Here is a 12,434-nt window from a genome sequence, read left to right as displayed (position 1 = left end):
TCCGAAAACTCCGCGCATCCCGCGCGACCCCCACAGGAGTTCCCATGTCCACTTCTTCCAACGGTTCCAAGGTCGCCCTCGTCACAGGCGCCACGCGCGGCATCGGCTTCGAGACCGTGCGCCAGCTCGCGCAGGCCGGCGTGCACACGCTGCTGGCCGGGCGCGATCGCGGCCGCGCCGTCGACGCCGCGCTGAAGCTGCAGGGCGAAGGCCTGCCGGTCGAGGCGATCGTGCTGGACGTCACCGACACCGCGAGCATCGCCGCCGCCGTGCAGGAGGTCGACCGCAAGTTCGGCCGACTCGATATCCTGGTGAACAACGCCGGCATCATCGTCGAGGACAAGACGCTGCCGAAGCCCTCGCAGCAGTCCGTGGCCGCGTGGCGCGAAACGTTCGAGACCAACGTCTTCGCCGTGGTGGAAACCACGCAGGCGTTCCTGCCGCTGCTGCACAAGGCGCCGGCCGCGCGCATCGTCAACGTGTCGAGCCTGCTCGGTTCGCTGACGCTGCACACGCAGCCGGGTTCGCCGATCTACGACTTCAAGTCGATCCCCGCCTACAACGCGTCCAAGAGCGCCATCAACTCGTACTCCGTGCACCTGGCGTACGAACTGCGCGATACGCCGATCAAGGTCAACGCCGTGCACCCCGGTTACGTGAAGACCGACATGAACGCCGGCGAGGGCGAGATCGACGTGCCGACCGGCGCGAAGACCAGCGTCCAGATGGCGCTCATCGGTGCCGACGGTCCGACCGGCGGCTACGTCTACCTCGGAGAAACGCTGCCATGGTGATCCGCTCCCTCACGCTCGGCGTCGCGGCGGCGTTGCTCGCCGCATGCGCCGTCGGGCCGAACTATGTTCGACCCAACATCGAGACGCCGTCGAAGTTCGCGCGCGACGAAGCTGCCAGCGATGCGCGCGCGGCCGACATCGTCACCGGCGTCGAACAGAACGCGGCGCCGACACCGTCGCCGCAGGCGGATGCCGAGTTCTGGCGCAGCTTCAACGATCCGCTGCTGACGCGGCTGGTCGAGGATGCACTCGCCGCGAACCACGACCTGCGCATCGCGCTGGCCAGCTACGACCGCGCCAACGCGCTGCTTCGCAATGCGAAGCTCGACCGTTTCCCGACGGTGACCGCCAGCGCCACCGGCAGCGATTCGCGCGCCAGCGCCGACCAGGCGCCGGGCGTGTCGCGTGCCGATCGCGACGGCGAAAGCTACAGCGTGCAGGCCGACGTCAGCTGGGAACTGGACCTCTACGGTCGCGTGCGTCGCGGCGTGGAATCCTCGCGCGCCGAAGCGTGGGCGGCGGCGTCCGATCTGGATGCGATGCAGGTTGCCATCGTCGGCGAGGTCGCGCGCAGCTACGTCGAACTGCGCGGCTTGCAGGAGCGCCTGCGCGTCGCGCAGGAGAACGCCGAGAACCAGCGCGAGACGCTGCGCCTGGTGAACGCGCGCTTCGATGCCGGTCGCGGCACCGAGTTCGATACCTCGCGTGCGCGTGCGCAGCTGGAAGCCACGCTGTCGCGCGTGCCCGCGCTGGAAGCGCAGGTCGCGGTGACGATGCATCGCCTCGCCGTGCTCACCGGCCAGACGCCGGATGCGCTGATCGCCGAACTCACGCCGGTCAAGCCGCTGCCTGCGTTGCCGGCGCGACTGGATCCGGGTTCGCCCGGCGAACTGCTGCGCCATCGCCCCGACGTCATCGCCGCCGAACACCGCCTGCATGCGGCGACGGCGCGCATCGGCGTCGCGACGGCCGACCTGTTCCCGCGCTTCACGCTCGGCGGACTGATCGGCAGCCAGGCCATCGACACCAGCTCGCTGTTCGAACGCGACAGCGAAACGCGGCTGGCATTCCTCGGCATCGACTGGTCGTTCCTCGACATCGGCCGCGTGCGTGCGCGCATCGCCGCCGCCGATGCGGACGCGGCGGGCGAACTCGCGCGCTACCAGCAGTCGGTGCTGCTCGCGCTTGAAGACACCGAGAACGCGCTGGTCCGCTATGCGCGCACGCGCGTGGAAGACCAGCATCTCGAACAGGCCGCCGCCGACAGTGCCACCGCGGCGCGGCTGGCTCGCGTGCGGTACGACGCGGGCGCGGCCGACCTGTTCGAAGTGCTCGATGCCGAACGCACGCGCCTGACCGCCGAGGAAGCCTTCGCCGATGCGCGCACGCGCAGCGCCAGTTCCGCCGTCGCGCTGTACAAGGCGCTCGCCGGCGGCTGGCCCACGCGCGTGCCGGTGCGCGAGGACGTCGCTTCGCGCTGATTGTTGTACCGCTCCCCTGGCCGGCGGCCGGCGGCGCCACGAGCTCCCCTCCCTCACGTGGCGTCGTCGGTCGATCGGTTTTCCGATCCATGGCGTTACCCCTTCGCGTCGCCGGGTCTCATCCCGTCCGGCGGCGCCTTTTTTCTCCGCTCGCGCCGGGTGGAGTAGCATTCCCGTCCCCCGACACACCGAGTCCGTGCCATGGCGCAAGACGACAAGCCCACCCGCGACCAGGCCGAGGCCGCCGTGCGCACGCTGCTGCGCTGGGCCGGCGACGATCCGGCGCGCGAAGGCCTGCTCGATACGCCCAAGCGCGTGGCCAAGGCGTACCAGGACTGGTTCAGCGGTTACGCCGAGGATCCGGCCGACTACCTGATGCGCACCTTCAAGGAAGTCGAGGGCTACGACGAGATGATCGTGCTGCGCGACATCGAGTTCGAAAGCCATTGCGAGCACCACATGGCGCCGATCATCGGCAAGGCGCACGTGGGCTACCTGCCCGACGGCAAGGTGGTGGGCATCAGCAAGCTCGCGCGCGTGGTCGATGCCTATGCACGCCGCCTGCAGGTGCAGGAGAAGATGACGGCGCAGATCGCGCAGGTCATCCAGGACGTGCTGCAGCCGCGTGGCGTCGGCGTGGTGATCGAGGGCGCGCACGAATGCATGACCACGCGCGGCGTGCACAAGCGCGGCGTGAGCATGATTACTTCCAAGATGCTCGGCAGCTTCCGCGAGGACGCGCGCACGCGTGCGGAGTTCCTGCAGTTCATCGACGTCGGCCCGGGGCGTTGACGCGCGCCGCTGCTTCGTGAACGCGCTCCCGAACGCGCCGTCCTGCGAACGCAACCGCGAGCCGATTCTCGCCGTCCTGCAACGCCATTTCGCCGACCGGCACGACGTGCTGGAAATCGGCAGCGGCACCGGCCAGCACGCGGTGTATTTCGCCGCGGCGATGCCGTGGCTGCGCTGGCTGTGCAGCGATCGCGCGGAGCATCTCCCGGGCATCGCGTCGTGGCTTGAACACGCATCGCTTCCGAATACGCCGCCGGCGGTGGAACTCGATGTGTCCACCGGCCCGTGGCCTCGATCGAACGCATCCGACGGCCGCTTCGACGCGGTCTTCAGCGCGAACACGCTGCACATCATGGGCTGGCCGAAGGTCGAGGCGTTCTTCGCCGGGCTCGACGGCGTGCTCGCCGACGACGCAACGCTCGTCGTCTACGGCCCCTTCAATTACAACGGCGACTACACCAGCGACAGCAACCGCGATTTCGACGGCTGGCTGAAAGCGCGCGATCCGCAGTCGGCGATCCGCGATTTCGAAGCCGTGGACGCGCTGGCGCAACGCATCGGGCTGCGGCTGATCGAAGACGTCGCGATGCCTGCGAACAACCGCTGCCTTGTCTGGCGGCGGGCTTCGGCCTGACGTCTACTCGACCTCGCGCCCGCGATACCAGCGGCGATGCGCGAGCGCGAGCAGGTCGCGGTCTTCGTGCGTGTCGCCGTACGCGTAGACGACTGGAAAGCGCGACAGGTCGTAGTGCTCGCGCACGCGCCGCGCCTTCTCCGCGCCCACGCACTGCGCGCCCTCGAAGCGCCCGGTCATCACGCCGTCGCGAACTTCCAGCGAGGAGCACAGCAGCTCCAGTCCGTGCAGCGCGCACCAGTGCGATAGATACAGATCGAACGAGCCGGATACGACGGCGATCGTGTCGCCTTGATCGCGATGCCATTGCAGGCGCTCCATCGCTTCCGGACGCACGGTCGGCGGAATGACATCGCGCGCGAAATGCTCGCCCGCGGCTTGCAGGTCGCGTTGCGGCAGGCCGCGGAAGGCGAAGTCGGCGATGCGGTCGCGGATCGCATTGCCACTCACCACGCCCGCCTTGTAGCCGACGAAGATCGGCGCGAGCACGACGCGTCCGACCATCAACCTCCGCTTCGTCGTCGCCATGCGCACGAACTCGGGCATCAACTCGCGCGTGGTGATGGTGCCGTCGAAGTCGAACAAGGCGAGGTTCATCGTTGCGATACGAACGGTTGGGAGCGGCGAGTGTAAGGGCCGGCGTGTTGCGCGGCATGGTCCATCGTCTCATCACCCCAATACCGTCATCCCGGCGAAGGCCGGGATCCAGGCCGACACGCGTTCCGTCCATCTCGTCATTCCAGCGAAAGCTGGAATCCATGTTGATCATCGCGGTCGCGAGCGAAGGCCGATTGGATCCCAGCTTTCGCTGAAATGACGGCGAGGTCGGCAACCGTTGATGGAGTGCCCACACGTTGCGGGCCTGGGTCCCGGCTTTCGCCGGGATGACGGTGCTGGTAGGTGCAACGCCGTGGGCGGGATGGCGGTGGGAAGTGCAACGCCGTGGGCGGGATGACGGCGCCTTGCCGCTATGCCACGCTCGCCCCACCTTCCGACCCGGACTGCCCATGACCGACGCGGCCACTCCTTCCCGGACACCGTTGCAGGGCGATGCCGCACTCGTACGCGCGCTGGGGCCGTTCCAGCTCGGGGCGTCGATCGTCAACATCATCGTCGGCGCGGGCATCTTCATGCTGCCTGCGCTGCTGCTCGCGCGCATGGGGCCCGCGGCGCCGCTGGCATTCATCGTCGGTGCGTTCGCGATCGTTCCCATCGCGCTGTGCTTCGCCGCGGTCGGCAGCCGCGCGTCGGCGACGGGCGGGCCGTATACGTACGTGGGTGCGGGCTTCGGCCCGTTCGCGGGGTTTCTCACCGGCGCACTGATGTGGATCTGCAACGTGACATCGAGCGCCGGCGTCGCCGCGGCGCTCGCGGGACAGGTCGCGCATGCGTTCCCGATGTTCGCCGAACCCGCGGCGCGCGCGACGCTCATCGTCGGCGCGTACGCGCTGCTGTTCGCGCTCAACGCGTTCGGCGTGAAGCTCGGCGCGCGCATGATCGTCGCGCTCGCCACGCTCAAGCTCACGCCGCTGTTCGTTCTCGCGTTGATCGGACTCGCGTTCGTCGACTGGTCGCAGGTGAGCTTCGGCCTTGGTGCTATGCCGACGTGGAGCGCGCTCGGTTCCTCGCTCGTGCTGGTGGTGTTCGCGTACGCGGGCATGGAAACCGCGCTGGTGCCGTCGGGCGAAGTGCGCGATCCCGCGCGCCACGTGCCGCGCGCGACGCTGGGTGCGATCGTCGTCGTGGTGCTGCTCTACATCGGCATCCAGGTCGTATGCCAGGGAACGCTCGGTGCGTCCCTGGCGGGAAGCGCGGCGCCCGTCGCCGACGCGGCCGGCACGCTGTGGCTGCCTGCCCGCACGGTGCTGCTGGCGACGGCCTGCGTGTCGATGCTCGGCTTCCTGATGGGCAATCTGTTCTCGTCCTCGCGCCTGCTGTTCGCGCTGGGTCGCGACGGCTTCCTGCCGCGCGGGTTCGGCGTGGTCGATGCGCGCCACCGCGTGCCGGTGCTCGGGCTCGTCGCGCATGCCGGCCTCGCCGCGGTGCTGGCCGTCGCCGGCAGCTTCGAAACGATGGCGCTGATTTCCGGCGGCGCGATCTGCCTGGTGTTCGCCGCCGTCGCCGCGGCGTCGTGGCGCACGCAGCGCATCGGCCTGCGCGGCGCCGGCGAACCGCTGGTGCTGCCCGGCGGCGCGCTGATCCCGGTCATCGCGATCGCGACGATGGCGGCGATCCTCGCCACGCTCAGCGCGCAGGAATGGCTGGCGATCGCGGTGTCGCTGACGGCGCTGGTGATCGTCTACGCGGTGCTCGCGGCGTTGCGCGGGCGCAGCGGGCGACGCTCGGCGGCGTGATCAGCCGCGATGCTCCAGCGACAGGAATTCCGCCGACTGCATTTCGATCAGACGCGACGTCGTGCGTTCAAACGCGTGCGCGAGCTTCTTCCCGGAATACAGCGCAGGCGGCGCAGCCGCGGCGGTGCATACGAGGTTGACGTGGCGGTCGTACAGCTCGTCGATCAGGTGCACGAAGCGGCGCGCCGGATCGTCGTTGCGGCCGTCGAACAGCGGAATGCCGCCGACCAGCACGGTGTGGTATTCGGTGGCGATCTCGATGTAGTCGCTCGCCGCGCGCGGGCCTTCGCACAGCGCGGCGAAGTCGAACCACGCGTGGCCTTCGGCGAGTGCACGCACGGGAATCTCGCGGCCCTCGATCACCAGCGGTCCGGCTTCGTGCGGACACGTGGCGGTGAGTTCGCGCCAGCGTTCGGCGAGCCACCTGTCCGACGCGTCGTCCAGCGGTGCGCGGTACACCGGTGAACGCGTCAGCGCGCGCAGGCGGTAATCCTGCGCGCTGTCGAGGTAGAGCACCTTGCAGTGCTTCTCGATCTGCGCGATCGCCGGCAGGAAACTCGCGCGCTGCAGCCCGTCCTTGTAGAGGTTCTTCGGTTCGGTATTGGACGTGGTGACCAGCGCCACGCCTTCGGCGAACAGCCGCTCCATCAGGCGGCCGAGCAGCATCGCATCGCCGATGTCGTTGACGAAGAACTCGTCGAGCACCAGCACGCGCAGGTCGCGGCCCCATTCGCGTGCGATCGTCGCCAGCGGATCGCTCGTGCCGGCGTGCGTGCGCAGCTGCGCATGCACTTCGCGCATGAAACGGTGGAAGTGCGTGCGGCGTTTCTGTTCGAAGGGGAGACTGTCGTAGAACAGGTCGATCAGGAACGTCTTGCCGCGCCCGACGCCGCCCCACAGGTAGAGGCCCAGCGGTGCTTCGGCCTTCCTGCCGAACAGCCCGCCGAACAGGCCGCGCTTCGGCGGATCCAGCAGTGCGGCGTGGATGCGGTCGAGTTCGCGCAGCGCGGGGCGTTGCGCGGGATCCTCGCTCCACTCGCCGCGCGAAACGCCGGCCGCATAGAGCGACGACGGCGAAGACACGGAAGCCGCCGCGCCGGCGGCCGGAATCGCTGCGTTCATGCGGACGCGGCGCCTTCCGTCTCGGGCGGAAGGTGCGGCCTGATGCCGTTCTTGATCGCGCCGCGCAGGTCCATCAGGCGTCGATGGAAGAAGTGGCTGGTCTCGGGCATTTTCACCAGCTCCGGCGGCGGATCGAGCTTGAGGCTGTCGATCCACGCGTACACGGCCTGCGGATCGACGATCTCGTCTTCCTCGCCCTGGATCACCAGCCACGGGCACTGCGGCGGCGTCAGCGTGCTGAAGTCCCAGTTGCGGCCCGCGGCGGGCGGCGCGATCGAGATCACCATGCCCGGATGCAGTTCGTTCGCGCACTTCAGTGTGACGTACGAACCGAAGCTGAAACCCGCCAGCCACAGGCGCGCGCCGGGACGCTGCTCGCGCACCCACGCTGCGACAGCGCGAAGGTCGTCGGCTTCGCCGCGGCCCTGGTCGAAGCTGCCTTCCGACGCACCGGTGCCGCGGAAATTGAAGCGCACCGTCGCGATCCCCGACTCGCGCAGCGCGCGCGCGGCCATCGTCACGACCTTGTTGTGCATCGTGCCGCCGTCGGTCGGCAGCGGGTGGCAGACGATGGCGACCGCGTCGCGCTCCGGCGCTTCGGCGGCCTCGACGATCGTCTCCAGTACGCCGGCCGGGCCCGGCAGCGTCAGCGTGGCGGTGGCGTCGGTCGGGAAGGCAGGCGGGTTCATGCGTTCAATGATACGGGCTGGTGTATTCAGACCCCGTCGGCGCGTCGCTTACGGATCGAAACCCAGCACCAGCGGGTCGTGGTCGGAGCTGCGCCACGGGCCCGCGCCGCCGGCGCGATAACCGGCCGATTCGGGTTCGTCCGCGTTGACGTGCCATTCGGCCGCGCCGCGAAGGCGCTTGGCGAACTCCGGGCTCAGCAGCGCGTGGTCGAGCCGGCCGAGCTGGCCGTCGTAGACGTAGCTGTACGGCGCCTCGTTCCCCGCGACGACGAAGGCGTCCTGCCAGCCGGCCTCGCGCAGCGCGCGCACGGGCTCTTCCTGCGCGTAGGCGTTGAGGTCGCCGACGATGAGCGTGCGCGCGCCGTGGCCGGTGGGATCCGTGGCAAGCCAGGCGTGCAGGCGCCGGGCCGATTCGGTACGCATCGCGTTGTAGCAGGAGGCGCCGTCGCGCTGGTCGCGGTCCAGGCCTTCGGCGTCCTTGCAGCCCTTCGACTTGAAATGGTTCGCGACGACGACGAACGCCTGCCTGTTCGCATCGGCCTTGAGCGGCGCGAACGCCTGCGCCATCGGCACGCGGCTGTGCTCGCCGAACGGACCGCCTTCGAGGATCTTCGGCGCGCCGAGCGTGCGCACGCGGTCGGCGCGATAGATCAGGCCGACGCGGATCGGGTTGTCGCCCGGGCCCTGCTTCGCGTCGACGAAACGCCAGCGGCTGCCGTCGGCGTTGAGCGCGTCCACCAGCGTGGCGATGCTCGATTCCTTGCCGTAGCCGTCGTTCTCCAGCTCCATCAGCGCGACGACGTCGGCGTTCAGGCCCTCGATGATCGCCACGTGCTTGGCGAGCTGCGCGGCGAGTTCCTGCGGCGTGCGCGCGCCGCGCAGCGTGGGGAAACCACCGCCGTGGCCGTCGCCGTTGAACAGGTTTTCGAGGTTGAGCGCGGCCAGGCGCAGCGTGCCGGGAACGCTGGGCGCCTGCGGACGCGGGGCTGCGTCGAGCGTGGGCGCGGCATCGAGATGGAGCGCGATGCCGGCTTTCGTTTCGTCGATCACGCCCGTCGCGCCGCCAATGCGGCTGCCCGAACGCGCCTGCGCCAGGCCGGCCGGCCATGCGGCATTCGCGGTATCGAGCCAGACCGTGCGGCGCCCATTGCCTTCGACTTCCGCGCGATAGCCATCGCTGCCCGGCACGTGGCCCTCGGTCGGCTGCCACAGGCGCTCGCCGAGGCTGACCTGCACGCGGCCGCGCCTGGCCAGATCGCCGCTGTCGGCGAGGTAGACCGGTCCGTCGAGGCGAACGCGCATGCCTTCCAGGCGCTCCCAGTCGGCCGGCGCAGCGGTGAGCGCCAGCGCGGCGACGTCACCGCGGCCGGTACGTTCGACCTGCGCATCCACCAGCGACGTGCGCGTGCCGCGGCCCGCGTCGAGTTCGGCCACCGTGCCGCGCGCGCGTACCGCGTCGCCCGGTTGTACGGTCGGTGCGGCCTGCTGGACGAAGATCGCGTCGGAGGTGGCGTTGTCGCCGTCGCCTGCGTCCTGCAGGAACCATCCGCCCTCGGCGATCGCGCTGACGGTGCCGCGCACGGTGACGGTCTGGCCGACGAGCGCGCTGCGTTCGGCGTGGCCCTGCACCGCGCCGATGGCGGTGGCATCGCCCGCGCCCGGGACGGACGCGCAGCCGATCAGCAGGCAGGGCGCCAGGAGCAGGGCCGGTCGAAGCAGGGAAGTGGAACGGGTCATGGCGCGCTCGCCGCGGAAGAGGCGCGCATTATCGCGAGCGCGCGTGCCGGGCGGATGTCGGCGGGTTGGCGCGGCGAGGCGGATTGGCGAATCAGATCAGGAGCCCGGAAACGACAACGCCGCCCGGAGGCGGCGTCGTGCGGCGCGGCGGAGGGCCCGATTACTTCAGGTTCGCCAGCATCCAGTCGACCGCGGCGATGACCTGTTCGTCGGTCAGGGCCGGGTTGCCGCCCTTCGGCGGCATCACGCCGGCGGTGCCGGTGAAGCCTTCGATGGCGTGCTTGTGCAGCGTGTCCTTGCCCTTCGGCAGGCGGGCGGCCCAGTGGGCCTGGTCCAGCGTCGGCGCGCCGCCGGCACCGGAGGTGTGGCAGCCGGTGCAGAGGTTGTTGAAGATCACCGAACCGTCGGTGGTGCCGCCATAGGCGACCTGCGAGGCGGCCTTCGCGGCGGCGGCGGCCGAGGCGGCCTGCTGCGCCGCGGCGCCCGTGCTGCCGGCATACACCGCGCCGACCGGCTGGATGCGCTGCTCGGTGCGCTTGGCGACGTCCGGGTTGATCTCCGCCGGAATCTGGCTGTGCACGAACATGGCCGCGACGATCAGGCCCAGCGTGACCAGCATCAGGAAGCCGATCACCATCGAGAATTTCTTCAGGAATTCGAGGTCGTAATTGCGCACAAACCCACCTATGGCGCGCCCTTGCGGGTCACGCGAAGCCATCGACGATCGACCGCCCCAAGCGGCCGCGCGCCAGTATACGGCCCGCTAGGCTGCTCCACTAGGTTCAGGTTTGGGCGGTCCGGGCGCGCGATCACATCGGCCTGTGCCGCGTGTGGCGCGCGCAACCGCCTGCGTTCGACCGCCCAAAACAAAAACGGCAACCCGCGAGGCTGCCGTTCAATCGAGTGCGACCGGCTGCGGATGTTGCGAAGCCGACTGCCGCGTCGCGACCGGGCCACGACGGCACGGTGCGTAAGATGGCGCGCCCGGAGGGATTCGAACCCCCGACCAATGGCTTCGGAAGCCACTACTCTATCCGGCTGAGCTACGGGCGCCTGGATGTCCCGCGATACGGCCTGATCGAGCGATCACGTCGCAGGCAAGCGGGGCTGGCATTCTAGCGGCAAAGCGCGCCGGCGTGCGGTGGCGGAGGCCCGGCTCCCGCGGCGACGTCGCCGAACGCGCTTCCCCATTCCGCGAAATTCCCCCGTCATGAGCTACGAACGCTTCCAAACCCCCGCGGATTCCCCGTGGAAAACGCGACTGGCGCTGTACTGGCAGCTCGTGCGCGGCGACCGTCCCATCGGCTGGCTGCTGTTGCTGTGGCCGACGTGGTGGGGCCTGTGGATCGCCGCGCGCGGCGTGCCGCCGCTGTGGATGCTGTTCGTGTTCAGCGCGGGCGTGTGGCTGACGCGCTCGGCCGGGTGCGTGATCAACGACTACGCCGACCGCTGGCTCGACCCGCACGTCGAGCGGACGAAGAACCGCCCCCTCGCGACCGGCGCCGTGCGCGGCCGCGAAGCGCTCGCGTTGTTCGCGGTGCTGATGCTGGTGGCGTTCGGGCTCGTGCTCACGTTGAACCGGCTGACGGTGCTGATGAGCTTCATCGGCGTGGCGCTTGCCGCGAGCTATCCGTACCTCAAGCGGTATACGCACCTGCCGCAGGTGTACCTCGGTCTCTCGTTCGGCTGGGGCATCCCGATGGCGTTCGCCGCGGTGCAGGGCGAAGTGCCGCCGGTGGCGTGGCTGCTCTACGCGGCCAACATCGTCTGGTCCACCGCGTACGACACCTGGTACGCGATGGTCGATCGCGAGGACGACCTGCGCATGGGCAGCAAGTCCACGGCGATCCTGTTCGGCGAGATGGACCTGATCGCACAGGGCGTTCTGTACGCGCTGTTCTTCGTGGCGCTGGTCTTCGTCGGCCAGCGCGCGTCGATGGGCGCGTACTACTGGATCGGCCTCGCCATCGCCGCCGCGCTGGTGGTGTACGAATTCGTCATCGCCCGGACGCGCGACCGCGCGGCGTGCTTCCGCGCGTTCCTGCACAACCATTGGGTCGGATTGGCGATCTTCGCCGGCATCGCCGCCGACTTCGCGTTGCGCGGGCCGGCGGCGTAAGTCGCCCAGTCGTCAGAGCGCCTCGGCGAGCTTGCGCATCCGCAGCCCGGCCACGATCTGCAGCACGCCGTAGAACAGCGCCGCTACGCCGATCCAAAGCGCCACCGTCACCAGCCCGGCAGCTGGCCGCATCACGAACAGCACCGCCAGCACGATGGCGAGCACGCCGCTGAGGGCGATCATCCATTCGCCGGTGATCGCCTTGCGGATGCGGATCGCCAGCACGATGCGGTAGATGCCGGCGACGAGCAGCCACGCGGCGAGGAACAGCAGCAGCACGCCGGCGGTGGCGACGGGGTTGGACACCGCCAGCACGCCGAAGACGAGCGAGGCGAGCGCATACAGCACCAGCCATCCCTTCGATACCGACACATTGCGGTCGAACAGCGCGAGCAGGCTGAGCACGCCCTCCGCGATGGCCATCACGCCGAAGGCCCATGCGATCGCGACGGCCGTCTTCGCCGGCCAGAGGAACGCGGCGATGCCGAACAGCACGCCGATCACGCCGTACAGCACCAGCACCCACCAACTGCGACCCACCATCCTCAACAGACCTGCGTTCATGACGCGCTCCTCGACCCTGAGGTCACCGTGGTCCGGGTTCCGGCGGAGCGTGACCGCGCAAGGGTCGCCGCCGGGTGAAGATCGGGTGACGGGATGGACCCTGCCGTGTGTCGCGACGACCGGCGTAACGCGGGCGTCGACATTTGGC

12 protein-coding genes and 1 tRNA gene are annotated in these 12,434 nt (G+C 69.5%); 6 read left to right on the top strand and 7 right to left on the bottom strand.

Translation table 11 applies throughout. From position 1 onward, the window contains the following. Positions 1-44: 44 nt before the first annotated feature. The 4 genes from DX912_RS13390 to DX912_RS13375 all read left to right on the top strand — a co-directional run bounded on the left by DX912_RS13390 (position 45) and on the right by DX912_RS13375 (position 3,701). Positions 45-794, top strand: a complete 750-nt coding sequence (locus DX912_RS13390) for an SDR family oxidoreductase (RefSeq protein ID WP_115843075.1) — start codon at positions 45-47, stop codon at positions 792-794. Beyond that, a complete protein-coding gene (locus DX912_RS13385) occupies positions 788-2,275 on the top strand; it encodes an efflux transporter outer membrane subunit (protein WP_115843073.1) in 1,488 nt (495 codons plus the stop codon). The genes DX912_RS13390 and DX912_RS13385 overlap by 7 nt, the downstream gene beginning before the upstream one ends. Positions 2,276-2,476: 201 nt before the next feature. Further along, positions 2,477-3,067 carry a GTP cyclohydrolase I FolE gene (folE, locus tag DX912_RS13380; protein ID WP_115843071.1) on the top strand — a complete coding sequence of 197 codons (591 nt, stop codon included), beginning with the start codon at positions 2,477-2,479 and terminating at the stop codon, positions 3,065-3,067. A 16-nt stretch (positions 3,068-3,083) separates the two neighbouring features. Continuing rightward, complete coding sequence (locus DX912_RS13375) at positions 3,084-3,701, top strand: DUF938 domain-containing protein (protein WP_115843069.1); 618 nt, start codon at positions 3,084-3,086, stop codon at positions 3,699-3,701. A 3-nt stretch (positions 3,702-3,704) separates the two neighbouring features. Here DX912_RS13375 and DX912_RS13370 read toward each other — a convergent pair whose 3' ends face one another. After that, complete coding sequence (locus DX912_RS13370) at positions 3,705-4,298, bottom strand: HAD family hydrolase (protein WP_115843066.1); 594 nt, start codon at positions 4,296-4,298, stop codon at positions 3,705-3,707. Between the two features lie 410 nt (positions 4,299-4,708). Between DX912_RS13370 and DX912_RS13365 the strand changes: the two genes are divergently transcribed. Next, positions 4,709-6,055 carry an APC family permease gene (locus tag DX912_RS13365; RefSeq protein ID WP_181902833.1) on the top strand — a complete coding sequence of 449 codons (1,347 nt, stop codon included), beginning with the start codon at positions 4,709-4,711 and terminating at the stop codon, positions 6,053-6,055. On the opposite strand, the gene zapE is transcribed toward DX912_RS13365, so the two are convergent. From zapE to DX912_RS13340, 5 genes are all read right to left on the bottom strand, one after another. Then, entirely contained in the window at positions 6,056-7,177 is a 1,122-nt protein-coding gene (zapE, locus tag DX912_RS13360) for a cell division protein ZapE (protein WP_115843062.1), read from the bottom strand. Further along, on the bottom strand, positions 7,174-7,866 hold the full coding sequence (locus DX912_RS13355) for an alpha/beta hydrolase (protein WP_115843060.1): 693 nt from the start codon (positions 7,864-7,866) through the stop codon (positions 7,174-7,176). The genes zapE and DX912_RS13355 overlap by 4 nt, the downstream gene beginning before the upstream one ends. Positions 7,867-7,914: 48 nt before the next feature. Then, on the bottom strand, positions 7,915-9,603 hold the full coding sequence (locus DX912_RS13350; protein ID WP_115843058.1) for an ExeM/NucH family extracellular endonuclease: 1,689 nt from the start codon (positions 9,601-9,603) through the stop codon (positions 7,915-7,917). Between the two features lie 160 nt (positions 9,604-9,763). Further along, positions 9,764-10,279: a c-type cytochrome gene (locus DX912_RS13345; protein ID WP_115843056.1), complete on the bottom strand. Its 516-nt coding sequence runs from the start codon at positions 10,277-10,279 to the stop codon at positions 9,764-9,766. A 300-nt stretch (positions 10,280-10,579) separates the two neighbouring features. Next, positions 10,580-10,656, bottom strand: a tRNA-Arg gene (locus DX912_RS13340). Between the two features lie 157 nt (positions 10,657-10,813). Between DX912_RS13340 and ubiA the strand changes: the two genes are divergently transcribed. Further along, entirely contained in the window at positions 10,814-11,722 is a 909-nt protein-coding gene (gene ubiA, locus DX912_RS13335) for a 4-hydroxybenzoate octaprenyltransferase (RefSeq protein WP_115843054.1), read from the top strand. Positions 11,723-11,734: 12 nt separating this feature from the next. On the opposite strand, the gene DX912_RS13330 is transcribed toward ubiA, so the two are convergent. After that, entirely contained in the window at positions 11,735-12,286 is a 552-nt protein-coding gene (locus DX912_RS13330) for an HdeD family acid-resistance protein (protein WP_115843052.1), read from the bottom strand. Positions 12,287-12,434 lie beyond the last annotated feature (148 nt).

The sequence above is a fragment of the Lysobacter soli genome (assembly GCF_003382285.1).
GTDB lineage: Bacteria > Pseudomonadota > Gammaproteobacteria > Xanthomonadales > Xanthomonadaceae > Lysobacter_J > Lysobacter_J soli.
Note: the sequence above shows the minus strand (reverse complement) of the source record. Positions and strands in the feature narration are given on the sequence as shown.